The organism is Fibrobacter sp. UWH4, from assembly GCF_900142475.1.
Lineage (GTDB): Bacteria > Fibrobacterota > Fibrobacteria > Fibrobacterales > Fibrobacteraceae > Fibrobacter.
Genome location: NZ_FRAY01000004.1, coordinates 59,133 through 83,164 on the forward strand (window position 1 = coordinate 59,133; position 24,032 = coordinate 83,164).

32 protein-coding genes and 1 tRNA gene are annotated in these 24,032 nt (G+C 51.5%); 21 read left to right on the forward strand and 12 right to left on the reverse strand.

Annotation, left to right across the window (positions count from 1 at the left end; genetic code table 11):
• The first annotated feature begins 9 nt into the window (after positions 1 to 9).
• The 16 genes from BUA93_RS16395 (at position 10) to BUA93_RS08265 (ending at position 6,002) form a co-directional block, all read left to right on the forward strand.
• Positions 10 to 192, forward strand: coding sequence for a hypothetical protein (locus BUA93_RS16395; RefSeq protein ID WP_072978687.1), 183 nt, complete (start codon positions 10 to 12; stop codon positions 190 to 192).
• Entirely contained in the window at positions 189 to 893 is a 705-nt protein-coding gene (locus BUA93_RS15750; RefSeq protein WP_217650995.1) for a pentapeptide repeat-containing protein, read from the forward strand. The genes BUA93_RS16395 and BUA93_RS15750 overlap by 4 nt, the downstream gene beginning before the upstream one ends.
• Positions 890 to 1,114, forward strand: a complete 225-nt coding sequence (locus tag BUA93_RS08210) for a hypothetical protein (RefSeq protein WP_072978688.1) — start codon at positions 890 to 892, stop codon at positions 1,112 to 1,114. Before BUA93_RS15750 ends, BUA93_RS08210 begins: the two co-directional genes overlap by 4 nt.
• The gene (locus BUA93_RS08215; RefSeq protein WP_072978689.1) at positions 1,111 to 1,557 is read left to right on the forward strand and encodes a hypothetical protein; all 447 of its coding nucleotides are present in this window, start codon (positions 1,111 to 1,113) and stop codon (positions 1,555 to 1,557) included. Before BUA93_RS08210 ends, BUA93_RS08215 begins: the two co-directional genes overlap by 4 nt.
• Before the next feature lie 320 nt (positions 1,558 to 1,877).
• Entirely contained in the window at positions 1,878 to 2,096 is a 219-nt protein-coding gene (locus BUA93_RS08220; RefSeq protein ID WP_072978690.1) for a hypothetical protein, read from the forward strand.
• Positions 2,096 to 2,452, forward strand: a complete 357-nt coding sequence (locus tag BUA93_RS08225) for a hypothetical protein (RefSeq protein ID WP_072978691.1) — start codon at positions 2,096 to 2,098, stop codon at positions 2,450 to 2,452. The genes BUA93_RS08220 and BUA93_RS08225 overlap by 1 nt, the downstream gene beginning before the upstream one ends.
• 377 nt (positions 2,453 to 2,829) lie before the next feature.
• On the forward strand, positions 2,830 to 3,027 hold the full coding sequence (locus tag BUA93_RS08230; protein WP_139257897.1) for a hypothetical protein: 198 nt from the start codon (positions 2,830 to 2,832) through the stop codon (positions 3,025 to 3,027).
• Entirely contained in the window at positions 3,024 to 3,284 is a 261-nt protein-coding gene (locus BUA93_RS08235) for a hypothetical protein (RefSeq protein WP_072978693.1), read from the forward strand. The genes BUA93_RS08230 and BUA93_RS08235 overlap by 4 nt, the downstream gene beginning before the upstream one ends.
• Positions 3,281 to 3,427, forward strand: a complete 147-nt coding sequence (locus tag BUA93_RS16250) for a hypothetical protein (RefSeq protein WP_175547402.1) — start codon at positions 3,281 to 3,283, stop codon at positions 3,425 to 3,427. The genes BUA93_RS08235 and BUA93_RS16250 overlap by 4 nt, the downstream gene beginning before the upstream one ends.
• Positions 3,428 to 3,721: 294 nt before the next feature.
• Positions 3,722 to 3,970, forward strand: coding sequence for a hypothetical protein (locus tag BUA93_RS08240; RefSeq protein WP_072978694.1), 249 nt, complete (start codon positions 3,722 to 3,724; stop codon positions 3,968 to 3,970).
• 1 nt (position 3,971) lies between these two features.
• On the forward strand, positions 3,972 to 4,154 hold the full coding sequence (locus tag BUA93_RS08245) for a hypothetical protein (RefSeq protein WP_072978695.1): 183 nt from the start codon (positions 3,972 to 3,974) through the stop codon (positions 4,152 to 4,154).
• 1 nt (position 4,155) lies between these two features.
• Complete coding sequence (locus BUA93_RS16255) at positions 4,156 to 4,311, forward strand: hypothetical protein (RefSeq protein ID WP_175547403.1); 156 nt, start codon at positions 4,156 to 4,158, stop codon at positions 4,309 to 4,311.
• 24 nt (positions 4,312 to 4,335) lie between these two features.
• Positions 4,336 to 4,644: a SpoVG family protein gene (locus BUA93_RS08250; protein ID WP_072978696.1), complete on the forward strand. Its 309-nt coding sequence runs from the start codon at positions 4,336 to 4,338 to the stop codon at positions 4,642 to 4,644.
• A gap of 12 nt (positions 4,645 to 4,656) precedes the next feature.
• A complete protein-coding gene (locus BUA93_RS08255) occupies positions 4,657 to 4,902 on the forward strand; it encodes a hypothetical protein (protein ID WP_072978697.1) in 246 nt (81 codons plus the stop codon).
• 114 nt (positions 4,903 to 5,016) lie between these two features.
• Positions 5,017 to 5,598, forward strand: coding sequence for a hypothetical protein (locus tag BUA93_RS08260; RefSeq protein ID WP_139257898.1), 582 nt, complete (start codon positions 5,017 to 5,019; stop codon positions 5,596 to 5,598).
• A complete protein-coding gene (locus BUA93_RS08265) occupies positions 5,598 to 6,002 on the forward strand; it encodes a hypothetical protein (RefSeq protein WP_072978699.1) in 405 nt (134 codons plus the stop codon). The genes BUA93_RS08260 and BUA93_RS08265 overlap by 1 nt, the downstream gene beginning before the upstream one ends.
• A 62-nt stretch (positions 6,003 to 6,064) precedes the next feature.
• On the opposite strand, the gene BUA93_RS08270 is transcribed toward BUA93_RS08265, so the two are convergent.
• The 7 genes from BUA93_RS08270 to BUA93_RS08300 all read right to left on the reverse strand — a co-directional run bounded on the left by BUA93_RS08270 (position 6,065) and on the right by BUA93_RS08300 (position 12,594).
• Positions 6,065 to 7,093: a tyrosine-type recombinase/integrase gene (locus tag BUA93_RS08270; RefSeq protein WP_175547404.1), complete on the reverse strand. Its 1,029-nt coding sequence runs from the start codon at positions 7,091 to 7,093 to the stop codon at positions 6,065 to 6,067.
• 203 nt (positions 7,094 to 7,296) lie between these two features.
• Positions 7,297 to 7,369: transfer RNA gene (locus BUA93_RS08275), tRNA-Lys, on the reverse strand.
• Between the two features lie 104 nt (positions 7,370 to 7,473).
• On the reverse strand, positions 7,474 to 8,760 hold the full coding sequence (gene hemL / locus BUA93_RS08280; protein ID WP_072978701.1) for a glutamate-1-semialdehyde 2,1-aminomutase: 1,287 nt from the start codon (positions 8,758 to 8,760) through the stop codon (positions 7,474 to 7,476).
• A 67-nt stretch (positions 8,761 to 8,827) separates the two neighbouring features.
• Positions 8,828 to 9,220 (reverse strand): hypothetical protein, encoded by a 393-nt coding sequence (locus tag BUA93_RS08285; protein ID WP_139257899.1) that lies wholly within the window; start codon positions 9,218 to 9,220, stop codon positions 8,828 to 8,830.
• 133 nt (positions 9,221 to 9,353) lie between these two features.
• Complete coding sequence (hemB, locus tag BUA93_RS08290) at positions 9,354 to 10,325, reverse strand: porphobilinogen synthase (protein ID WP_072978703.1); 972 nt, start codon at positions 10,323 to 10,325, stop codon at positions 9,354 to 9,356.
• A gap of 78 nt (positions 10,326 to 10,403) precedes the next feature.
• Positions 10,404 to 11,474, reverse strand: coding sequence for a hypothetical protein (locus tag BUA93_RS08295; RefSeq protein ID WP_139257900.1), 1,071 nt, complete (start codon positions 11,472 to 11,474; stop codon positions 10,404 to 10,406).
• Between the two features lie 97 nt (positions 11,475 to 11,571).
• Complete coding sequence (locus BUA93_RS08300; RefSeq protein WP_072978705.1) at positions 11,572 to 12,594, reverse strand: NAD(P)-dependent oxidoreductase; 1,023 nt, start codon at positions 12,592 to 12,594, stop codon at positions 11,572 to 11,574.
• A 174-nt stretch (positions 12,595 to 12,768) separates the two neighbouring features.
• Here BUA93_RS08300 and BUA93_RS08305 point away from each other — a divergent pair, with 174 nt between their 5' ends.
• Both BUA93_RS08305 and BUA93_RS08310 read left to right on the forward strand, forming a co-directional pair.
• Positions 12,769 to 12,975 carry a hypothetical protein gene (locus BUA93_RS08305; RefSeq protein WP_072978706.1) on the forward strand — a complete coding sequence of 69 codons (207 nt, stop codon included), beginning with the start codon at positions 12,769 to 12,771 and terminating at the stop codon, positions 12,973 to 12,975.
• On the forward strand, positions 12,976 to 13,506 hold the full coding sequence (locus BUA93_RS08310; protein ID WP_072978707.1) for a phosphatidylglycerophosphatase A family protein: 531 nt from the start codon (positions 12,976 to 12,978) through the stop codon (positions 13,504 to 13,506).
• Between the two features lie 5 nt (positions 13,507 to 13,511).
• On the opposite strand, the gene BUA93_RS08315 is transcribed toward BUA93_RS08310, so the two are convergent.
• Positions 13,512 to 13,964 carry a type II toxin-antitoxin system VapC family toxin gene (locus tag BUA93_RS08315; protein ID WP_072978708.1) on the reverse strand — a complete coding sequence of 151 codons (453 nt, stop codon included), beginning with the start codon at positions 13,962 to 13,964 and terminating at the stop codon, positions 13,512 to 13,514.
• On the reverse strand, positions 13,957 to 15,039 hold the full coding sequence (locus tag BUA93_RS08320; protein ID WP_072978709.1) for a hypothetical protein: 1,083 nt from the start codon (positions 15,037 to 15,039) through the stop codon (positions 13,957 to 13,959). Before BUA93_RS08320 ends, BUA93_RS08315 begins: the two co-directional genes overlap by 8 nt.
• Positions 15,040 to 15,157: 118 nt before the next feature.
• Between BUA93_RS08320 and BUA93_RS08325 the strand changes: the two genes are divergently transcribed.
• Positions 15,158 to 16,597 (forward strand): hypothetical protein, encoded by a 1,440-nt coding sequence (locus BUA93_RS08325; protein ID WP_072978710.1) that lies wholly within the window; start codon positions 15,158 to 15,160, stop codon positions 16,595 to 16,597.
• 94 nt (positions 16,598 to 16,691) lie between these two features.
• Here the strand turns inward: BUA93_RS08325 and BUA93_RS08330 are convergent, their stop codons facing one another.
• Positions 16,692 to 16,889, reverse strand: a complete 198-nt coding sequence (locus BUA93_RS08330; RefSeq protein ID WP_072978711.1) for a hypothetical protein — start codon at positions 16,887 to 16,889, stop codon at positions 16,692 to 16,694.
• A gap of 123 nt (positions 16,890 to 17,012) precedes the next feature.
• On the opposite strand from BUA93_RS08330, the gene BUA93_RS08335 reads away from it, so the two are divergent.
• Positions 17,013 to 17,768, forward strand: coding sequence for a TatD family hydrolase (locus BUA93_RS08335; protein WP_072978712.1), 756 nt, complete (start codon positions 17,013 to 17,015; stop codon positions 17,766 to 17,768).
• Between the two features lies 1 nt (position 17,769).
• On the opposite strand, the gene mfd is transcribed toward BUA93_RS08335, so the two are convergent.
• Both mfd and BUA93_RS08345 read right to left on the reverse strand, forming a co-directional pair.
• Positions 17,770 to 21,156 (reverse strand): transcription-repair coupling factor, encoded by a 3,387-nt coding sequence (gene mfd / locus BUA93_RS08340; RefSeq protein ID WP_254793909.1) that lies wholly within the window; start codon positions 21,154 to 21,156, stop codon positions 17,770 to 17,772.
• Between the two features lie 20 nt (positions 21,157 to 21,176).
• Complete coding sequence (locus BUA93_RS08345; RefSeq protein ID WP_072978713.1) at positions 21,177 to 21,917, reverse strand: hypothetical protein; 741 nt, start codon at positions 21,915 to 21,917, stop codon at positions 21,177 to 21,179.
• Between the two features lie 223 nt (positions 21,918 to 22,140).
• Between BUA93_RS08345 and BUA93_RS08350 the strand changes: the two genes are divergently transcribed.
• On the forward strand, positions 22,141 to 23,985 hold the full coding sequence (locus tag BUA93_RS08350; RefSeq protein WP_072978714.1) for a DNA topoisomerase IV subunit B: 1,845 nt from the start codon (positions 22,141 to 22,143) through the stop codon (positions 23,983 to 23,985).
• The last annotated feature ends 47 nt before the right edge of the window (positions 23,986 to 24,032 follow it).

A 24,032-nucleotide genomic window follows, 5' to 3' on the forward strand; every position in this document is an offset into this window, starting at 1 on the left:
AACGAGAAAATGGAAATGAACAAAAAGAACGAACAGAAAATTGAACAGAAGCGCTGCCTGAACTGCATGCATGAGGGTAAGATCTGCATGCGCCAGGGATGGGGTGGAGACGAATACTGGAGCGAGTGCAAGCAAGGCATGCCCGAGCGCGACCGCCGCAGCTTCGGATGCGAAAAATGGGAGGCAAAATGACACAGGAAGAACTTGACAAAATCATCGAACTGCACCAGCACTGGCTCAAAAATGATTGCGAAGGCTGGGAAAATATGAAGGCCAACTTGCGCGGGGCCAACTTGTACGGTGCCGACTTGAGCGGGGCCAACTTGAGCGAGGCCAACTTGAGCGATGCCAACTTGTACGAGGCCAACTTGAGCGATGCCAACTTGAGCGGGGCCAACTTGCGCGGGGCCAACTTGTACGGTGCCGACTTGAGCGGGGCCAACTTGAGCGAAGCCAACTTGAGCGGGGCCAACTTGTACGGTGCCGACTTGAGCGGGGCCAACTTGAGCGAGGCCAACTTGAGCGATGCCAACTTGTACGAGGCCAACTTGAGCGATGCCAACTTGAGCGGGGCCGACAGATTCCGTCTTGGCAAGGTGGTGGATGGGACGCTCACGGGCTACAAGAAAACGAAGGAAGGCGTGGTCATCACTGCAGAAATTCCCGCGGGTGCTATCGTATTTTGCATCAACGGCAGCAAGTGCCGCACCAACCGGGCCAAGATTACTGATATGGCAGGCCATGATGTACTGCACTCGCAGTATGACAACAGTTTCGAATACCGCCTCGGGCAGGAAATCAATATCAAGGACTTCAACCTTATGTACAACGTAGAATGCGCGAGCGGGTTCCACTTCTTTAAGATGAGGAAGGAAGCGGAGGAGTACAGATGACCTTTGATTTAGTATGCGACTACTGTCACTGCTCGGAACAGAAAGACCTGTACATGATTACGCTTACGGGCATAAAGAACACTAAGAACACCTGTTCCAAAATAATTTATCCAAAATGTGCCTACCACATCCAGACTCTCTTGGGCGGAATCCTTGACAAACGTGACATAGACGATACGTTGAAAGGAATTGAAGGCGACATCCTGGAGGCCGACAAATGAGCACAGAATTGACAACACCAATCAAAATTGAAATACCAGGCATCGGCACGATAGAAAGTGCTGATTTGTACCTCAAGTCCGAAGCCGACAAGGTTATTGCGGAACTGGAGGAAAGCCACAAGAAGGAAGTCGAGCAGTTGCTGATTGAGACTAAACGGCTGGAGAATCTTTGTGCGAGTTACAGACACGATTGCGACAACTTGGCAATTAGAGAGGCTAACGCACTCAAAGAGATTGGACGTGATAATAGAGTCATCCGTCACCAAAAATACAAGCGGTGCCTGGCGATGGTGAGGAGGTGCGAGAACGAAGAAAAATATCTTGAAGCAATAGCACCTCTTTTTGATCCCGATAAAGAGTGCTGGGAATACAATTCGGACTATTGGTACAAATGGCGCGATCGTTGGCTGGAACTTGCCGAGAAATTCAAGGAGGCGAAGTGATTAAATGCGGTAGATGCAGAGCCGAAATCAATGGCAACAAGTGCAGTGCAATGACGCTAAACCCGCAGTACCCTCACGACGTATGGGATTACCGATGGATGCTCTTGTGCGAGCAGTGCAGTGCAGGGCTTGTGCAATGGCTTGCTAGTGGCGACCCGATACAAGCAAGAATTAACAAAGAGGAGGCGTGAGATGAATGCCCTGCTTAGATTTTTACGACTTCCTTTAATGGCTATAGGAATTGCCATAGAGTTAATGCTGATTCCGATTGTTTGGGCGGTAAGATTCGTAGAGGAACATACTGACAAGGAGGTGAAGTGATGTGCCAGTTTTGCAATTTCGGAATGCGTGGAAAATTCAAAGGTAGAACTCCAGACTTCCTAATCCTTCAGGACCGTTTTGCCGTCAAGATAGAGAAGGACGAACCGTATGTAGGTGACTACGGTCTGACCGTCAGCGACAATGAAGACGAATGCGAATTTACCGTAGCAATCAATTTCTGTCCGATGTGCGGGCGAAAACTGACGGAGGACAATTAATGGCAATAGAATTGCACCACCTACAACCCAGCCACGACAACGAACTGTCGATACTGAAAGCCCGCATAGCAGAGCTGGAATCACTGAACCACGACCTGTGCGAGCGCGTGACCGAGAACGAAAGGATGAATGTCCGAATCGCAGAGCTTGAAGAAGAACGCCGCTGGCGCAAGTTCCCCGACGAAAAGCCGAACTGGGGTGAAGAAGTAATTGTTACAGATGACGCAAGCAAACAGTTTATTGTCCGTTTTTCTTACGATATGAAATGGATTTCTTTTGGAAATATGCACACTTGCGAAAGTAAGTACGTAAAGTATTGGATGCCGCTGCCGTCGGCTCCGAAGGAGGATAAGTGATGGCTGAATTTAGCTGGCACACGGATGAAAAACCTCACATCAGCACTTATTTAAACGGGGCACCGAAGAAACGATATTTGGTCGTGGATGGCATCGCCGTCGTTGGACGTGCTGTAATGCACTACAAGCCAAACCGCAAAGGCGGTCACTGTCACAACCACATAAGGAACGCACGCAAGCGAATGCGGAAGTGCCACATCTGTGGTGAACCGATCGTGAATGGTTGCGAATATACGGACGGAATTAGCGAGTTCCAATGCAGGAGTTGCCGAACAGAAGAATGGCGAGAAGTGGCTTGCCTTGTAGGGTTGCCTTTTGGAGGTTGCTCCTTCAAGATAAAGAGGAAAAGGAAATGACAAAGGAAAAGGAGAACGATTATGAAAGTAATGACTGAATGCCCGTTGTGCAGGACAGCATCGCAGATTGAAGTCAATGAAAACGGCTACCGAGCCTGGAAAGGCGGTGTGCACATCCAGGATGCACTTCCTGAACTTACGGCATCTGACCGCGAAAAGCTGGTGAGCGGAATCTGCGAAAAATGCTGGGACAACTTCATGCCGGAGAATGACGAATGAAACGTCAAAAATGGCAGTTCATGCGTTGCAAGATGTTCGGACATTTTTGCGTCTGGGTTCCGTGCCGTCTAGCAACGAAAAGGAAAAAAGGCAAGGATGCCGACTACATTTCCCTGGATTTTAAGCAGAGCAGGAGCTACCGCAGATTTTTGCGTAGAAGGTACGAACGCGGATTCTTCACTTTTGCAAATCCGCTTTTTCGTTACTATGAAGTAGGCTGGGCAGAGATGCCCAAAGCGCCGAGGAAAAAGAAATGAGTGAATCCAAGTACCCACGTACCGCAGAAAACGCCACCGAACGCACTTCTGCGCAAAAGAACAACGACCCGAATAAAAAGCTGCTCGTATGCGTCGATGGGCGTGTTTTCGGCATAAACGACATTTTCAAGAAAGGACGCTGAGCATGGTCTACATCATATCCAGTTGCCGTAATTGCGGATACAGGAGCGCGGAGAACGAGAGCGAACTTGTTAAGCGTCCAAGGCACGTTTCAAGATGCCCGAACTGCGGAATCATATCCCTGGTGACATTCCGAAGAAGAATCTAGGCCTTCGAATACACTTCGGGAATGCTATTTCCCACGAATAAGCTGCGAATAAGAAAAATAACACGTCTTTTTTTATCCACAATATAAATAAATCTGATTTAATTAGTTATATTTATAATAAAGGAACAAATCACAAGGAGATGAAACGATGAAGTGGTTCAAGGTTCAACTGAAAGACAGGAACATCTACAGTACATGGATTTCTGCGGACGGCGAGACGCTTCCAGAAGGCCCACGTGCACAAATAACCGAACTCACGTGGAAAACTGAAAACCGGTTCCATGCCGATGTCTGGGAACGCATTGATTCCGAATTCAAGTACTGCAACATCTTCGACGGCATGAGCATGGCCCTTGACTGGGTGGCAGAAGTGTTCAAGAAAATCGAGGGAAAGTAGTATGTGGGCTATCAAGTACCGGATCAAGGGGCAGACGGCCATGTACGAGCGCAGGTATCCGCACAAGAAGCGTTGCGATGCCGAGTGGATGCTCCAACACGATTTCTACGGGTACAGGCTCCCGGTAACACCTGAGCACGGAACACTCAAAATCGAAGCCGTTACGGCAATGGAGGATTCGTAAGATGGACTTCAACGAATACACACCGAAATGCGGATGGCTTGCCTACAACAGGAGAAGGCGCTTCGCTAAAAAGGTAAAGACGGCGGCACTCGGCATCACGTTTGCCGCGCTTTATTTTATGGCCGCAGGGTTCTGCGGATACATTGAGCTTCACTAACACACTAACCGAAAGAGGTAAAACATGATTGACGAAAAAGAAAACAGCGAAAACTTCGACGTGCTGGCTGTCACCCAGGTGCAGGTGTACCCCTTCAATGAAGGCCCGAACCTCGGACACATCAAGGGCATGGCCCAGGTAATTCTCAACGACCAGCTCATTATCAGGGGTCTGCGCATCATGGACGGCGTAAACGGACTGTTCGTCGGCTACCCCGTGGACCCGTTCTTCAAGGGCGAGGATTTACGAACCTTGGCCCAGCCGGTCACCAGGGCACTCCGCGAGCACATCGAGAACTGCGTACTCGAAAAATACCAGGCCTGCATTGCCTAAAGGAGAAACAACATGCTCTATTTCGAACTGGCTATCAACAAGGAAATGTACACCGAAAAAGAGTTCTCTGAAAGGACCTCGATTGAGGTTCGTGGTCAGAACCTTCCCGACGTACTGGAAAAAGCGAAGAAGCTGTTTGATCCGAACACGGTAAATGACAGCGAGGATTACGTTGTTTTGTTTCTGCGTACTGTTGAGACTCACGACATCCTCAACCATTTCGAATGGCCAGAGATAAGACATCTTTTTGCGGCTTAGAACTTCTCGACAGCCTGAATAGGACAGGTGCAAACAACCAAGGCTAGAAAGTGCTCGCAGGGATTCACGCCCCTGCCTAGCCCTACACAACATCGAATCGAAAGGAGACGAAAAATGGAAAAAGGCCAATGGCTAAGAATCACCCACATGGACGGAGAACCGCAATACAGCGGAAAAATCGGCAAGGTTGAACACGTGGACGATGCAGGACATATTCACGGCACCTGGGGAGGGTGCGCAATTATCCCGAAGACGGATTCCTACGAGCTGCTCACCGACGAACAGGCTGAAGCTATTATCGCCGAGGAAAAACGCAAGGCAGACGAGTATGTTCCGCCATACGTCGAAAACGCCCGGAAGGTGGAAGTACCCTTCGTTGCGGTGAGGGCGTTGTCCAGGCTTGAACGCCTGAACGGAGTGCAGGCGAAACAGTACGAGTGCAAGGTTGTGCTTGACCTCAACGGGTGCTACGAAATGAACAAGAATATCGAGGCGGACGGATATAGGGGAAGAAAGTGGCTTGTATGCGGAGTACCGGACAATATGTGCGCACGAATCTATGACCGGATCAGGCGCAACATCGGACAGGATTGCTGTCCTAAGTGCCTAGTCACACCGTGCGACTTGCGGAAGAGCGAAGACGATTATCTTCCGGCGATTGACCAGGCGTGCGAACTCGCCATGAAGGTGGTGTAATGATGAAGACTACCGAAAACGGAAACATCGACATCCAAAAAGTCAAGGCGTTCCTTGACTGGATGCAGGAAGAACGCGACACGCTCCAAAGACAATTCTTGACTATGCAAGGTCTGAATGCTTATCTTCGAGAACTGATTGACAAGGACCGACGCAAACTGATTGAAGAGAACCTTTACCTGAGAAGGCTGGCCTGCCACGCCATGTGGAAGTACGCCTGTTCCGTTGAACTCTTCTACAGAAACATGTCGCTGGACGGCAAACGAGAAACCCTCGAATGCGGAGTGAAACGGAACGGAAAGACTAAGATGTTGAACGTCCGTTGCAAGAGCCACATGGAACGAGGAATCAGAATGAAGACAAGATTCAAGGAATCGTGGATAGAACTTAAAAACCGCCGATAACATTTTCCCTCTTTCATTTATCGGCGTTCCCCCGGTGCTCTACCACAGCACCGGGGGTTTTCCTATTTCAGCGCATTTGCAGCCTCGGTCAAGTCATCCTGGAGAAGGTGCGAGTACGTGTCTAGCGTTATCTGAACCTTTTCGTGCCTCATTAGCTGCTGGACCGCCTTTATATTCACTCCTGCACGAATCAAGTTTGAAGCGAAGCTATGGCGAAAACGGTGGTTCGTGCTTTCACCGCTGCTGGCTATCCCGCTGCTGGATACGGCATCCCGGATCACTGCGTTCGAACGGCTATACTTGAACTGGGGTTCATCGAACATTCCTTCATGCAGCTCACCGTACCGTTCGATTTCCTTCCGTAACCGTTCGGAAACTGGCAGAAACGCTTCCTTGTTCCCTTTCCCCACTACATGAAGTTTGCCGTCCTCGGTAAGCGAACATGGGCCAAAAGAGCACGCCTCGGCCTGCCTTAGTCCTGCAAAAGCCATGAGCGACCAGAAAAGCCTAAAACGCGGTGTAGGGGCAGCGTCAAGAATCCGTTCGATCTGCTCCACCGTCCAGAAGTCCTTTCTGCGCTTTTCAATCTTCGAAGCCTTGACTGCCAGGAACGGCGACCATCCGTCAAGCTCGTAAGTGTCGGAACACCACTTGCAGAACTGCTTCGACACCCTCAGTATTTCACGTGCCGTCTTCGAGGAGTACTCGCTGTTTATCGACAGGGCGAACCTTGAAGCCTTTTCGCGAGTAAGCTCCCTCAATGTCAGAACGCCATGTGACTCGCCCCACGCGGTCAGGTTCTTCATCTTTGTTGCGTAGGCCTTGAAAGTGAGCGAAACGGTCCCGTGCGACGACGAAACGAAATCAAGGAAGTGATTCACGGCATCGGACAGCTTGACATCCTTCTTTTCTTCCTGCATGGATTCTGGAAGGAACTTGAGGGCATTCTGACGGTTTAGCCACTCCTGGGCGTCGGCCTTCCTGGTCACTCCCAGCGACACGTACCTGATGATTCCGTTGCATGAAATACGTCCGTACCAGGTTGTATTCCCGCGACTTTTATACCTTTGGAGAATAGAGTATCGTTTCATGGTCATTGATTGAGTTCATCGGCACACAAAAGGCACACAAAAAGCACATTTTACCAAACATCGGAACAAGAACACAAAACAAAATCTACAAAAGTTAAGCAATGTTAAAACACGGTAGAGAGCCAAATTTCTCACGAAAAAACGCCCAAATTTTATCAAAAACAAAAAAAAATGCCGAAATCTTTCGAATTCCGGCATTTCCGTGGATGATGCAGGGGTCGAACCTGCGACCCGCTGATTAAGAGTCAGCTGCTCTACCAACTGAGCTAATCATCCATTGTCGCTTGGACGCGCACAATTATAGAATTATCACAAGCGGTTGTCAAGGGATTTTCTTAAAAATTTTAAGTTTTTTTATAGCTCCCTTGTCCAAGCCTCTTCTAAAGTCCCTTGAACACCTTGCGGGCCGCTTCGACGGTACGGTCAATGTCATTTTCCGTATGGGCGGCACTCACAAAAATGGCTTCGAACTGGCTCGGCGCGAGGTAGATACCTTCATTGAGCATTCCGAGGAAGTACCTACGGAACAGTTCCAAGTCCGACTTTTGCACATCGGCAAAGCATTCCACGGGCCCTTCAGTAAAGAAGATGCAGCCCATAGAACCCACCTGATTGGCAGCAAGCGGAATTCCTGCCGCCTTGGCCGCATCCAGAAGGCCCGCAATCAGGCGCTTCGTCATCGCTTCGGCATGCGCGTACAGCTCCGGATGCACCGAAAGTTCACGCATCGTGGCAAGCCCCGCCGCCATCGCGACCGGATTGCCCGACAGCGTACCCGCCTGGTAGATTCCACCGAGAGGGGCAATCTGCTGCATCACATCGAGGCGACCGCCATAGGCGCCTACCGGCATTCCACCGCCGATAATTTTTCCGAAAGTCGTCAAGTCAGGCTTGATTCCATAGAACCCCTGCGCGCAATGGACATCCACGCGAAATCCCGTCATGACTTCATCGACGATCAGGAGTGCGCCATGCTTCTTGGTTTCTTCGGAAAGCGTCTTCAGGAACTCGGGCTTTGCGGGCACGACACCCATGTTCCCCGCAACAGGTTCCACGATGACGCCAGCGATTTCGTCGCCTATCTTATCGAAAAGTTCCTTCACGCCCGCCACATCGTTGTACTGGAGCGTGAGCGTGTACTTGGCAAGGTCCGCAGGCACGCCCTTGCTGCTCGGCTTGCCCGTCGTGAGCATGCCCGAACCCGCCTTGATGAGCAGGCTGTCGCTATGGCCGTGGTAGCATCCTTCAAATTTCACAATCTTGTCGCGGCCTGTAAATCCGCGAGCCGCACGAATAGCGCTCATGGTCGCCTCGGTACCGCTGTTCACCATGCGGATCATCTCGACGCTCGGAACAAGGCTCATCACAAGCTTCGCAAGTTCCGATTCCAAGCCGCACGGAGCGCCGAAGCTGAGCCCGTTCTGCGCCGTCTCGGAGACTGCCTTGATTACAGAATCATGCGCATGCCCCAAAAGCATCGGGCCCCAGCTACCCACGTAGTCGATATAGTCGTTGCCATCTACATCGTAGATATGACTTCCCTTCGCACGGGCGATAAACGGAGGCGTCGCCCCCACATTACCGTACGCACGTACAGGGCTATTCACGCCACCGGGCATCAGGCCCTTAGCTTCTGCAAAAAGTTTTTCGCTTAAAGAATGGTTCATGCCACCAAAAATAGAAAATCCGACCCGAAGGCCGGACTCTCTTCAAAATTACTCGATGTTATTTAGCTTATTGGAGGCTATGGCCGCCCAGATCCGCACAGGAGAAATGAGCAGAGGCATCGTCATAGAAGTATTCTACCTGACCTTCCGGAGTGTTGCAAGCATTAGTGCCCTGAGCGCAGCCTGCACCAATCGTGAACTGTCTGTTATCCAATTCGCTCATCGGAGCGCACTTGGTCTTGAAAGCATCCACACCAGCATCATCAGCAGCGATAGCATAGCAGGAATGGTTAGAAATTCCGCCAGCAGTCCTAATAACATCGCAAGAAACAACGACCTTTACATCGAGCTGGGTCTTGGAGCTACCACCATTAGAGGATGCGTTAGAAGAGGAATCATCGCCGCAAGCGGTGAAAAGGGCTGCCATGCCGAGAGCGGCAATCATCATGAACTTTTTCATTTTGTTCTCCATTGAGTTTAACTTTTATCTTTAAAAGCACTGCAAATATACTTTATTTTTACAGATAAAGCGGTAAAAATTAATTTACCAACACGATTAAGAACAAATGTATACCCCATGCGGAGAAGACACTCTATTTCAGCAGGCCCCGTTCCAGCGCTTCCTTGGCGTGATAGGTAATGATAATATCGGCACCGGCGCGCTTGAAGGCCAGCAGATTTTCGCGGATGATGGCATTTTCGTCAATCCAGCCCATTTTCGCAGCCGCCTTGACCATCGAATACTCACCACTGACGTTGTACACGGCTACAGGAACATTGCTCATGTCAGCCGTCTGACACAGGACATCGAGGAACGCAAGGCCCGGCTTCACCATCACGATATCGGCTCCTTCTTCAAGATCCAGTTCCACCTCATGCAAGGCTTCTCGACCATTACGCACATCCATCTGGTAGCTCTTACGGTTACCAAAGTGCGGAGCGGAATCCGCCGCGTCGCGGAAAGGTCCGTAGTAGGCGCTCGCAAACTTCGCACTGTAGGCCATAATCGGCGTGTCCTTGAAACCTTTCTCATCTAGTTTCGAGCGTATCGCCGCCACACGGCCATCCATCATATCCGAAGGAGCCACCATATCGGCACCGGCGTCCGCATGCGAAAGAGCGGTCTTCGCCAAAAGTTCAAGCGTCGGATCGTTATCCACATCGCCATTTTCCTTGACGATACCGCAATGGCCATGACTCATGTATTCGCAAAGGCACACATCGGTAATCACATACAGTTCCGGGAACTTCGCCTTGATGGAACGCACCGCACGCTGCACAATTCCGTCGTCATCGTAAGCGGACGAAGCGATTTCATCCTTAAAGCTCGGAATTCCGAACAAAAGAATCGACTTGATGCCAAGCGCGACGCAGCTTTCAAGTTCCTTCAAGATTTCATCGATCGAGAAACGGAACTGCCCCGGCATCGACGGGATTTCTTCCTTGACGCCCTCCCCCTCTACCACGAACATCGGGTAGACGAGAGCATCGGGATTCACGGCAGTTTCAGCCACCATATTGCGGATCGTTTCATTCTTACGCAAGCGGCGAGGACGGATAACCATAGTCTTTCTCCTTATTTTGTCTTCAATATAACAAAAAATCCAGCCCGAAGGCCGGATTCTCATAAAATTCTGCATTAACTAATCTGCAATTTTACTCTTTTCGACATCCACTTCTTCGGATGCCGCAGGAACGCTGGAGGACATCAGAGTGTAGGTCATTCCACGATCGCCATCGGGATTGATCGAGAATATGCCATCTACGATTTCAAGAGGCATTTTCATCCCTTCAAATTCAACTTCAAAGGAACCATTTTCGAAGCCCTCGCTTGCACCACTCCAAGTACCTGTCATTGCGATTTTCTTTTCGAATGTAGTACGGTCCGGTCTTTCCTTCAGTTGACATTCGGTCGCTAGGAAGGTTCCGTCCTTAAACAGGTAAACCGCATCGACATAATACTTCGTCCTGTCATTTTCGACATCCGTACCTAAATCAGTGGCATACCAGGCTGCGACATCTTCTGCCTTGTACCCTGTCGGGAAGAAAGGCTCAACATCATCGATCGAATAGCTGACATTTTCAGAGGACGTAGAACCGGAACTCGAAGAATTCGGATCAGTCGTCTTGGTATCAATCGTCTTTTCGCTAGGTTCACTCGGTGTCGGTACCTTGGAGCTCATCAAAGTAAAGGTCAATTCGGTATCACCCATAGGACTGAGCGTGAACTTTCCATTCTTGATTTCAATCGGAAGTTTCATGTCTTCCGTACGGCCATCTTCACTCTTGAACACGAACGAAATTTCGAATGAGCCATTCTCGAAATCATTCTTGGCGCCAGTCCAGGTTCCCGTGGTCGCAATACCGGTGGAAAGTTTTGTTACATCCGACTTAATTTTCAGCTTGCTTTCGGTCGCAAGGAAGGATCCATCCTTAAACAGATAGACCGCATCAAGAAGCAACTTGGTCTGATCCTTTTCCAAGATGGTATCCACATTGCTTGTATACCAAGCTACGACATCTTCCGCCTTATAGCCCGTCGGGAAGAAAGCGGCAAGGGATTCCGTAACTTCGGTATCGGAGCTTGCACTGCTCTTACCCGGATCAACAGAACCGGAATCTGCCGGATTTGAAGGATTGCTCGATGAATCGTCACCACAGGCGACCAACATTCCCATAGCCAGGGCAAGACCGAAAACGAGTGTTTTTTTCATAGGAGGCTCCTTTGTTACAATTTTCTTCCGAAAAATATACTTTTCTAAAGAAAAAAGCACACGGGCCTTTATTCCAACTTGGAATACGTGACTCTAATCACGATTCGTAGAATTCTTTTTCGACCTGTTCGAGGCCTTCGGCCCACTCGGCCTGAATTTTCTGCTTGAGCTTCTTGGCGAGCGACGGGGCACGCCCCTGGGTAGAAACCGTCACCGCAATATTTTCGCCGAAATCCATACGGGCAGGCACGATAAAGTCACCGTCAAGGTAGTCACACGCGTTATTCACCAGAATGCGACGGGCGTGGGCATCGTTAGACACCTGGGCATTGACCGTGGGCTGGTCGGTGCAGATAAACACCATAAAGACGCTGCGAAGGTCGAGCGGTTCGTATGCACGTTTAATCAACGTTACGGACGTCAAAGAGTCTTTCTGAGCGGAGCCTGTCATTCTGGAATCAGGCGTAGTCAAAGAATCTAAAGACTTAAATTCAGGGTCGAACTGCGGGGCGACCACCGTAATACGGGCTCCCGTGGGCAAAAGCGTTTTCACCTTGCGGAGCGCGATACGGCCACCGCCGACCACAAGCACATTCCTGCCTTCAAGATTCAGCTCGATGGAGAAGAAATTTGAGGCATGAGCTCGCAGCATTCTAGCATCATCCCAAGCGAAGCCTGTCATTCTGGAGCCGAAGTCGATAGAATCAGGCGTAGCCGAAGAATCTAAAGAACATCTAGATTCTTCACTACGTTCAGTACGACACATTCCAACCTGTGCATTTCGGACGCCGTCCACCACCATGCTTGCAAATTCTTTCCAGTCGCCAAGACAGGGCAACAGGGTTATCGGAATTTCCGGGAATTCCGCCTGCAAGCGGGCCACTACCTTGGGCACGTCATTCTTGGTATGCTGACCGTTCAAAAGCAGGTAAGGCAACAGCGTCACGGACTCCACGTCTTCGCGCAGGAGTGCACGAAGGTCGTTTTCGAGGTCCAGAAGGCTCGTACTGGCCACGCGGGTACCCGGCATATCGTGATGCAGCCGGTCAAGAATCTCTTCAAACCCCTTATATGCCCCCGGCAAAATGCAGTGGTGCGCAATGATCAAAATCGCTTTCATCGCCCCCAAAAATAGAATTTATTGCCCCGGAAGCCCTCGACACCCTTCAAAAAACGCATTTTAGACAACTTTTTCTAAAAAAAATGAATTTTTTTCAAAAAAAATCTCCTTTTTTAGAAAAAATTTTATATCATAGCGATAAAGATTACGAAACGCCTTTACCAAGGAGAAAATATGGCAGGAAAAAAGAGCAAGAACAACCTTGACGACGATCCGATTATTCCGAACGAAGACCTCGAATTGGAAGAATCCTCCATCTTCGAAGAAGAGGAAGACGATTCCGAAGACAAGGGTATCGACGAAATTCTCGGCGGCGCTACGCTGGGCCGTGCTGCGGGCGACCTCGACGGCTGGGGCAGCTCTGAATATGAAGACAACTAAGTGAACCGCGAGGAACTTAAAGAGAAGTACGGCAAAAAGCGCGTGCCCCACCAGTGGCGGGGCACCGATTTGTTGTCTACTCTCGTCACAACGTTCTTCGGTTCGGGCATGTCGCCCAAAGCTCCAGGCACCATGGGAAGCCTCGCGGCAACCGTTGTTGCCTACCCAATGGCACTACTCGCAGTCCATTCCGGATTTTGGCCACTGTTTTTTATAGCCGCCATCGTCATTTTCTTCGCCGCGATTCCGTTCGTGAAAAAGGCGATGAAAGATACAGGTACCGAAGACCCCGGCTGGATCGTAATAGACGAAGTCTGCGGAATCTTCATGACATTCGCCTTCGTCGAACCCGGCAGGATTATCAGCGCGCCGTGGATTTTAATCATCGGCTTTGCGCTATTCCGCTTTTTCGACATTCTCAAACCGCTCGGAATCCACCGGTTCGAAAAATTTCCCGGTGCGTGGGGCGTGATGGCCGACGACCTTCTGGGCGGCTTTTATGCAGGAGTTCTGCTAGGACTCCCGCTTTAGATCATTTAGACAATTTCATCTAGCGTCACGACCGGGACATCCGTCAGGTCGTGGAACTTACCCTGATCGGTCAAGAAGCAGTCTGCACCGCAGACGAACGCCGTCGCAAGGCGAAGGGACTCTTCCGTTGAAAGGGCATTGCCGTTCTTTGCGGACTGGTTCAGGATTTCGGCAGCCTTGACCGCAATTTCGCTATTGATATCGCAGGGCTTGACGTTCCGTGAATATTCAAAAAATTCCCGGTACTGCCTCGCAAGGACACCCTCGCCCGCAGCATACGCCTTACGCGAAAGTTCAAACAAAGTAATTTGCGAAACGAGAATCGTCGCATTCTTTTCGTAGGCGCTATCCAGCACCGCCGAAATCACGGGATAGTAATCCGGATGCATCTGCAGCAGACGCACCAGGACCCCTGAGTCCAGGAACATCATCCGGGACTGTTCAAGCACCTTATTCATAGATTTCCATATAGGCGGTATCTTCGCGCATGCCGGCTCGCACCATCTTGAAACGCTGCGCCTGCGGATAGAAATACCAGATCATCCACTCGCCCGCCATATCGGTACGCTTGGTCTTGATGGCCAAGGGCTTTTCGCCATTATAGAAGTCGCGCTTGTGCGGAATCACGTGTTCGAACGGCCTGTAAATATGGGAATCTTCACCCGCGGCGCGTTCGATGAATCCGTTGCCGTCCTTACTCCAGGTGATAGTCACGGTGCCGTTGTCATCCTTCACCTTTTCGCAGCTGTCGAAGCCGCTGCCGCACCACAGGTACTTCTTGTACTTGAAGCTCTGTTCGGGCATATTGAAGGTCTCGACGACACGGCGGTTCCCTTTATAGGTGTTATATTCGCCTTCGAGCTTGTAGTTGCCGACGTTGTATTCGGAGCAGCCCCTCTGCGCCACGCGCACCTTGCGGTCGGCGATGGCGATATCGACGGTACAACCGTCTTCGGTATAAGTCAGGCGGGCATGGCCGTTAGATTCACGCAGTTCCACGTTGCTCGCTTCGAGCTCGGCACGGCCGCCAAACGGACCATTCTGGATGGTGAACGAGAAATAGCGCGGGTTGGTCGGAGACTTTTTCAGGATAACGCTTCCGGTTGAGGAGGCGTACTCGCCACTCAAGTCCAAGGAGGCCTGCTTGAAACGGGCCAGATCGGCACGCTTGACCCAGACTTCGCCCAACTTGCACTGGATCGGCACGAAACGCGGCGGTTCCGAAGGCTGAACCTTTTCCCAGGTCACCACACGCTTGCGCTGCATCTTGGTCTTTGGATTACCTTTCTTGTCCTTCTTGACACGGCCCTTCTTGTCCTTGACAACGACCTTTTCCTTGACGACGGTCACCTTCTTGACGGAATCCATCGGAATCGGGAGTTCCTTGATATAGTCGGTAAACAGAAGCGAGCCTACGGGGGTGTTTTCGTCAATCTGCCCCCTGTTTTTCTTATAAACGCTCAGCGATTCCTGGGCGAAAGAGAACGATGCGAAAAGAGCCAAACAAATAACGGAAATAAGAATCTTTTTCAAAATAAACCTCTTGTGGCAGTAAAATTAACTTTTTAATCTAAAATTATCACAAGAAACAACAAGTGAAAGATAATTTTACTAAAATTATTCCCGTGGAATACATAAAGGAGTTCCTTATATGAAGAAAATGTTTATCGCCTCCTGCATCATGGCCGCAGCAGTCTTTGCCGCCCCTGAAGCAGCCGCCCCCGCAGCAGCTCCGGCAAAAGAAGCCCCGGCTGCAGAAGCTCCCGCCGCAGCCCCGGCCGCAGCACCCGCTGCTGAAGCCGCTGCAGCCCCAGCAGAAGCACCCGCTCCGGCAGCAGAAGCAGCTGCTCCCGCTGAAGCCCCGGCCAAAGAAGAAGCCAAGGCAGAACCCGTAGCTGAACAGCCGGCCGAACAGGCCGCAGCACCGGCAGCCGAAGCCGCCCCCGCAGAAGTTGCCAAGGAAGAACCCAAGGCAGAAGCCAAGACCGAAGCAAAGGTCGAAGAAAAGGCTGAAGAAAAGGCCCCTGCTGAAGTGGCCGCCGCTGAACCCGAAAAGAAGCCCGCCAAGAAGAAAAAGCGCAAAAAGAAAAAAATGATCCAGAACGCCGTGATGACGGTGAACCAGATCAACTTCGACATCAACGCCGACTTTGAATTGGAAGCCGGCAAGGTTCTCTGGACCAGCGAAGACGATGAAATGAGCGACAACCTCGAAACCTGGAACGGTGAAGCCAACTTTGCCGTGCTCGCCGAAGCCGAAGACTTCAAGGGCAAGATTGCAGTCGCCTTCTACCCCGGCGACCTGAGACCCGCCGACGGCAACACCGACAAGGACGTGAAGAAGGAACAGCTCCGCGAAGGCACCCGCCAGTACAGCGATGACTATTTCTCGCTGGACGAAGCATGGGCCATGCAGGAAACCGACCTGTTCACTTTCAAGGTCGGTCGTTGGGACAACACCGACAAGAGCGGTGACTACTTCGGTGGCTACATTGACGGTTACCTGAACGGATTCCTTTCCACTCAGGCTCCTGAAAACCAGTTGCAATTCGGTTTCATTCCGACCGACAACATGTCCGCCTACATTTCCTTGATCAGCAAGTCTGAAAACCTGAACAAGGGTGACATCCGCGCCGCATTCAACTTCCATGACCTCGCCGGTATCTCCGCACTGAAGGTCCAGCTCGCCTACCGTAGCAACCTGTTCGACGCCGTTTACGACAGCAAGGCCGACATCAAGCACAACGCTTCCTTGAAGGCAAACCTCCCGCTCGGCACGAACGCAGTGAACCTCTTCGCCGAAGCCGCCCTGATGGACATGGCCGACGACCTGGTGATTCCGTTGACCGGTGGTCTCGCCTTCTACACTCCGGTGGTTGACCGCATCATCATCGAAGCTGAATATGTCGGCGACCGTCACGAACACAAGGACTTCGTGAACTTCGAAGCCAAGCATGTGAAGGACGTCCTGGGAGCTATCTACCTCGAAAAGGCTTTCACCGACCGCTTCAGCCTGTCTGCCGGTTTCCACAGCTACGGCAGCACCAAGGACTACATGATCTCGGGTAACCTGGTCGGCCGCATTAACTAAAAAGACCGAGCTGGCTATACTCTATAAAACAAAAAGACTCGCGGAAAGCGAGTCTTTTTTTGCAAATTCCGAACTCTGAATTCCAAATTCTGAACTAGATTCCTTTACGTTCCAGGTCGAGCAGAAGTGACTGCAGGGAGTCTTCGACGCTGGTGCGGAAATCGGCCGAACCGAGGCTGCAGGACGCAACGACATCGGCCCCCTTGGTAATGCGGATAACGGCAAAACCACCTTCGGTCGTAAAAGAAACACCAAGACCCTTATTCAAGGCTTTTTCCAAAAGATCGCGCATAAAAACTCCTTTTTTAACGCAAAAATACACTATGTCCTTAAATTAGGCTTTTTTTATCAAAAAAACAAGAAGTTTTTTGCATTTATCTATATAAAAGCACTTTTTCCAGTATATATTAAGGGTATGAACGACTTTCACCTTCATTTGGCTAGAATTTCGAACCCGGAACAACTCGCAAGGACTCTCCTGAAGCGAGGTCTTCACTTCAATGCGGTCGCCTGCGAGCCACGGGAATGGGAAATTCTACAGAAGATGGACGAAAGGCTTTTCGAAGGTTCCACCCGCAGCTACGGGATTCACCCGATGGTTGTCGGCAACGTTACCGAAGCGGACTGGGAGCGTCTGGAATCGCTCCTAGGAAACTACCCTGAAGCGGGGGTCGGCGAATGCGGACTCGACAAGCGCTACGAAGGGTATGCCGATGACAACGGAAAACCGGGGCTTCAGGAATTGGCTTTCCGGCGCCAGGTGGAACTTGCACGCGATTACAACCGCGACTTGCAAATTCACTGTGTCGGCGACTACGGGCGCATCATCAAGATTCTGAACGAATGCGGCTACCCCGGTAAAAAGTCGAACATCAAGACGCGGAAACGCGCCCCGAAGATTCATGCGATTTTCCACCGGTTCGGCGGAGACATTTCAGTTGTCCGCTCCGCACAGGGGCTGAATCCGATTTTCTCGCTGCACCAGGATTCCTTCCACAAGAAAGCGACTCTCGATGCCATTCCGCAGATTCCGGAAGAACAGATTCGTTTCGAGACGGACGCCGACGAAACCTTTATCGCGACCAACCTGCTCAAGAACGAATCCGTCGAAAAAATCGCAGACGTTCTGATGGAGCATCTCGAAGAAACGAGCCGTTTACTCAAGAAATAAACTAACGGTCAGAGGATGACGCGGCAGAAGAATTCAAGTTTTTCACCACCGTCGAATCAGCCTTGATCACCGCAAAGGCGCGGAATTCCTTGAGCGCCTTTTCGGCGAGTTCCACGGCATTTCCCTTACCGAGTTCAATCACGACTTGCAGCGGCGAGCCGCCCATGATGCGCATGGGGAACTGCGTATTCGCATACATCTCGCTGATGATTCGCGGATCGGGCGGCGGAAATTCCACGAAGGTGGCCGCAAGCATTCCCTTGCGCTGTACCAGGCCCTGAATGCGGAGCCGCCCCGCCAAGAGCCCGATTTCGGTCACCAGCAGCAACATCTTGGCGGCTTCGGGCACAGGCCCGAAACGATCCGCGAGTTCCTGCGCAAGCCCTGCAATTTCGTCGGTATGCGTTACGCGTGAAATCCGCTGGTACATCGAAATTCGAGTGAGACCATCTTGAATGTAGTCTTCGGGGAGGTAAGCGTCTACGCCGAGTTCCACACGGGGTTGAATCGGCTTTTCGGACGGACCGCCGCGCAGCTGTTCCACCGCCTCGCGCACTAGGCGCACATAAGTTTCAAAGCCCACTTCGGCAATAAAGCCGTGCTGTTCCTGGCCGAGCAAGTTGCCTGCCCCGCGGATTTCCAAGTCACGCATGGCCAGCTGATAACCGCTACCCAAATCGGTAAACTGTTCAAGCGCCTTCAGGCGGCGCATCGATTCCGCCGAGATTTCGTTCTTCGCGGGAATCACCAAAAGCGCCTTTGCAAGCACACTGCTGCGGCCCACGCGCCCACGCATCTGGTAAAGCTGGCTAATGCCAAAGTGATGCGCGTTCATGATGATAATGGTATTCGCATTCGGAACATCCAAGCCCGATTCAATAATGCTCGTGCTGACGAGGATATCGAACTTACGCGAAATAAAGGCTTCCATCGCATTTTCGAGGTCGCGGTCGTTCATCTGCCCGTGGGCAATACCGATGTGCGCTTCAGGCACGAGCTGTTCAATATCGTCCGCCAGTTCATAAATGCTTTGAACGCGATCGTTCACAATGAACACCTGGCCGCCACGGGCCAGTTCGTCTTCAATGGCCTGCTTAATCACCATGTCGTCGCGCTTCATGAGCTTGGTTTCAACCGGCAGGCGGTTCATGGGCGGCGTATTAATCAGCGAAATATCGCGCACGCCCGTCATGCTCAAGTGGAGCGAACGCGGAATCGGTGTGGCACTCATGCTGAGCGTATCGACCGCGAGGCGCATTTCACGCAGTTTTTCCTTCTGCTTCACGCCAAACTTTTGTTCTTCATCGATGATTAAAAGGCCCAGATCCTTGAACTGGTTCTTTTCGGAAAGCAGGCTGTGCGTACCGACCAAAATGTCAACCTTGCCTTCGCTCACCTGCTTGAAAATTTCCTTCTTTTCCTTGGCGCTCTTGTAGCGGTTCACTAGCGCAATGTTCACGCCGAAACCGGCAAATCGGTCCATGAAGTTTTCGTAATGCTGGGCCGCCAAAATGGTCGTCGGCACCAGGAGCACCACCTGCTTCTTGCTCACCACGCACTTGAACGCCGCACGCATGGCGACTTCGGTCTTACCAAAGCCCACATCGCCACAAATCAGGCGGTCCATCGGGCGGCGCGATTCCATATCGCGCTTGATATCTTCGGTAGCCTTCACCTGGTCGGGTGTCGGGTCGTATTCAAAGGCGTCTTCAAATTCTTTCTGCAGCTTGCCATCGGGCGGGAAATCGAAGCCTTCCACCAGTTCGCGCTTGGCATAAAGTTCCACCAGTTCGCGCGCAATCTGAATGACCTTTTTCTTGACGCGCTCCTTGAGGTTTTCCCAGGCCTTGCCGCCCAATTTATCCAACTTGGGAGGGGTTTCTTGCGTGTCGAGGCGTTCAATCTTCTGCAAGTCCGCTACAGGGAACTTGAGTTTGTCTCCGCCGGCGTATTCCAGCAAGGCACAGTCAACCATGCCGCCGTTCACGTTCACACGCACAAGCCCCAAGTACTTGCCCACGCCGTGATCTTCGTGCGAAACGAAATCGCCGCGGTTCAGCGATTCTATCATCAGGGCGCTTGAAACGGAGCCCGCTATTTTGCGTTTACGGGTCTTGTTCGAATGACGGTTGAAAATGCGGGTTTCGGTCAGGAAGGCGATTCCGTCATCTTCGAGCCAGAAGCCTTCGGACATGTTGCCGACAATGTAGTCTTCGACCGGCAAGCCCTCGAGCATCTGCTTGATGCGCCCAAGCGCACCCGCCGTCGGAGCCACCACGTAAACGGTTCCGCCGCGGGCGGTAAATTCCTCGATTTCCTTGGCCACGGAATCGGTTCCGTTCGACGAGAAATCCTGCGGTTTGCAATTCAGCTCATGACTGTTGCCGTCGTTGAGCTGCACGCGGGAAACATCCATCGAGGTACGGCCCACAAACTGGCGCAAAAGTTCGCCCATCTTGAACCAGGTATGCGCCGGGTCCACCGCTTCGGTATCGACCTCGCGAACTTCCCTGAAGGTGTTCTCGCAGTTCACATAATACCTAGCCGCATTCTCAGACAAAAGCGAAAGTTCTTCAAACACCAACGAAGCCTTCGGCAAATAGTCAAGCAAGCTGGAATTCAGCGTCTGGTAACGCCCGCGGTGCCACCAGAGCCCCGAAAGGTCGCCGTTGTAGCAGGCGGCCTCATGTTCCTTGACGGTAAACTCGCCCATCGGGAAAAGCTTCACCGACTTCATGGTCTCTACGGAACGCTGCGAGAAAATGTCGAAGCTACGGATTGATTCAATCTCGTCGCCAAAGAATTCGATACGGATCGGATGCGGGTACAGAAGGCAGTTTACGTCGACAATGCATCCGCGAATGGAGAACTCGCCCACCCCCGAAACCACAGGCTGTTCCACGAATCCGTGATCCAGGAACCAGGGGCGAAGCGACGAAGGCTCGGCAACACCGCCCACCTTGAGTTCAAGGCAATCCTTCATCACCGTATGCGGTGCCGGAAGCCGCATCAGGAACGAATCCAGCGGACAAACCGTTACAAAAGGATTCGCGCCCTCTACATCGCGGAAAAACTTGAGGCGTTCTTCGACAACGCCTTCGAACGGCACCTTCTTTTCGTAAGGTTTCAAGCCAATCGACGGGAAAAACCGGACAAAATCTTCGCCCAGCAACCCTTCCAGATTTTCGACCCAGTTCTCGGCGCTCTTGTAATCCTTGGCCACCACCAGAATCGGGTTCGGCTTTTTAAGGAACCGTGAGGCCACCATCATGGCTGCTGCCGGGACCGTCGCCCCGTTTACATGAATTGCGCCCCCTTCAGCCTTGCTGAAGAGGTTGAGCGTTTCGCTACGGGCAAACGTAATAAATTCTGAAAGGGATTCTATCACGCACCCAAAAATAGAAAAAACTATTCTTTGGCGGCTCCGCGAATCAACATCAACTGAGCAGGAACATAAGCGAGCCAGATCATATTATTCGCAATGCACGAAATCAGCTGAAGTACACTATGGTCTTCACCAGAAAGCATCGACAAACCGACAAGAACATCCCCTATAAAGAAAGCTACTACACCCCAGCGGATAAAGAGAGCGTTCTTCTTTGGGAAATAGGCCTTACGGGGAGCCAGAATACCGACAACCATCGAGGTGATGACAAAACCGCCATAGACAAGCACTTCGGCAACAATAGCGCCGATGATTCCTGCGACAGCGAGTCCGGCAAAAAGAGCCGCGAGGGCAACGATAATCCAGAACACCTTCGGGAAACTCTTGTCTTGTTCGTCTTGACGGGTATGCCTGTAAATGAGAATCGTCTGGAACACCATGAAAAAGCCTATGCCGAGTACCGTACTCAAAGACCCGTTATCGGGGAAAATGATATTGAACACACTGAATCCGAAATCAGCCAGTAGCGAGAAGCAATAGGCCAGGCGCAGAAAACGTCCATCGCGAGCACAAAAGGCCCTATTCGCCATAAGATAGGCAAGAACAGTCAGGCACGACGACATGACAAACTTCGTAATATACTGCATCTGCCCTGCCGCAGAAATGCACCGCCCCACTGCGCCGCATGTATAGAAATCGTACCAATCCTTACCGATTGTGATGCAAAGGAATGCCAAAAGTATGGCGAAAAAGATTTTTTCCAAATTTGTTCGTATAAGCATGAGCCAACAATAGCAAAATAAAGGGGGCCTAAAACAGGTTTTGTCACAAAAATGTCAAAAAAAATGTTTATCTTTGTATCGTCTAAAATTTTTAGTATAAAACAAATTTCTACTAGACTGGAGATGCCCTGTCATCCTGGAGCCTCAACGAGGCGATAGGACCGTCGGGCATGACAGGCTGGAAAAAAGAGAGTTTCTAATTACTATGGCAGCAGCAAAGTATACCGAAGACAGCATTAGAACACTGGAATGGAACGAACATATCCGTGAACGTCCGGGTATGTACATCGGCAAGCTCGGCGACGGCAACAGCCCAGACGACGGCATTTACGTGCTGGTGAAAGAAATTATCGACAACTCCATCGACGAATTCGTGATGGGTGCCGGCAAGCAGATTATTATTGACATCGAAGACCACAGCGCCCGCGTACGTGACTACGGCCGCGGCATTCCGCTGGGCAAGGTCATCGACTGCGTATCGAAGATTAACACCGGCGGTAAGTACGACTCCGAAGCCTTCCAGAAATCCGTGGGCTTGAATGGTGTGGGTACCAAGGCGGTGAACGCGCTTTCGACCAAGTTTATCGTGAAAAGTTTCCGCGACGGCCGCGTCAAGGAAGCCGAATTCAGCAAGGGCAAGCTTGTCCGCGAAGAACGCGAGAAGAACACCACCGAAAAGAACGGTACCGAAATCTATTTCGAACCGGACGCTAGCATTTTCAAGAATTTCCGATTCTTGCCTGGCTACATGGAAGAAAAGGTCTGGAACTACGCCTACCTGAACAACGGGCTTTCGCTCGTGATGAACGGCAAGACCTACAACAGCCCGAACGGGCTCCTGGACCTGTTGCAGAACCACGTGGACGATTCTATCCGTTACCCGGTGGCTCACTTTAAGGCAAACGATATCGAAGTTGCCTTTACCCACGGCAACCAGTACGGCGAGCACTACTACAGCTTTGTGAACGGCCAGCATACCACCCAGGGCGGCACGCACCAGCAGGCCTTCCGCGAAGGCATTGTGAAAGGCGCCCGCGACCACTTCAAGAAGGACCTGGACCCGGCCGACGTGCGCAACTGCATTATCGGCGCCATCTCCGTGCGAATCCAGGAACCGGTTTTCGAATCGCAGACCAAGACCAAACTCGGCTCGACAACGGTCGCTCCAGGCGGCGCCCAGCTGCGTACCTGGATTGTAGACTACGTGGCCTCGCAGCTCGACAACTACTTGCACAAGAACCCCGAAACCGAAAAGGCACTTTTAAACCGCATTACGCAGAACGAACGCGAACGCAAGGAAATCGCGGGCATCAAGAAGCTTGCGAACGACCGCGCGAAAAAGGCGAACCTGCACAACCGCAAGCTCCGCGACTGCAAGATTCACCTGACCGACACGAAGAACGCCTTGAACCGCGAAACCATGATCTTCATTACCGAAGGTGACTCTGCATCGGGTTCCATTACCAAGGCCCGAAACGTGCAGACGCAGGCCGTGTTCAGCTTGCGCGGTAAGCCGCTCAACAGCTTCGGCATGACCAAGAAGGTGGTATACGAAAACGAGGAATTCAACCTGCTGCAGCACGCACTCGATATCGAAAACGGTCTTGAAAACCTCCGCTACGACAAGGTGATTATCGCGACCGATGCCGATGTGGACGGTATGCACATTCGCCTTTTGCTGATGACCTTCTTCTTGCAGTTCTTCCCCGAGCTGGTGGAACAGAAGCACCTGTTCATTCTGCAGACGCCGCTTTTCCGCGTGCGTAATAAGCAGGTGACCAAGTACTGCTACGACGAAGTGGAACGCGACAAGGCCGCCAAGGAAATCGGCAAGACCGGTCTCGAAATCACTCGATTCAAAGGTCTCGGTGAAATTTCTCCGGAAGAATTCGGCCAGTTCATCGGTGAAGACATGCGCCTCGAAACGGTGGTGCTTCCGCCCGATGCCTCGTTCGGCAAGATGCTCGCCTACTACATGGGCAACAACACGCCGCAGCGTCAGGACCACATCGTGCAGAACCTCCGCGCCGAAGCCGTGGAAGAACTGTAAAATCACCGATTTTTACGAACTTGAAGCCCGCTCAAGGCGGGCTTTTT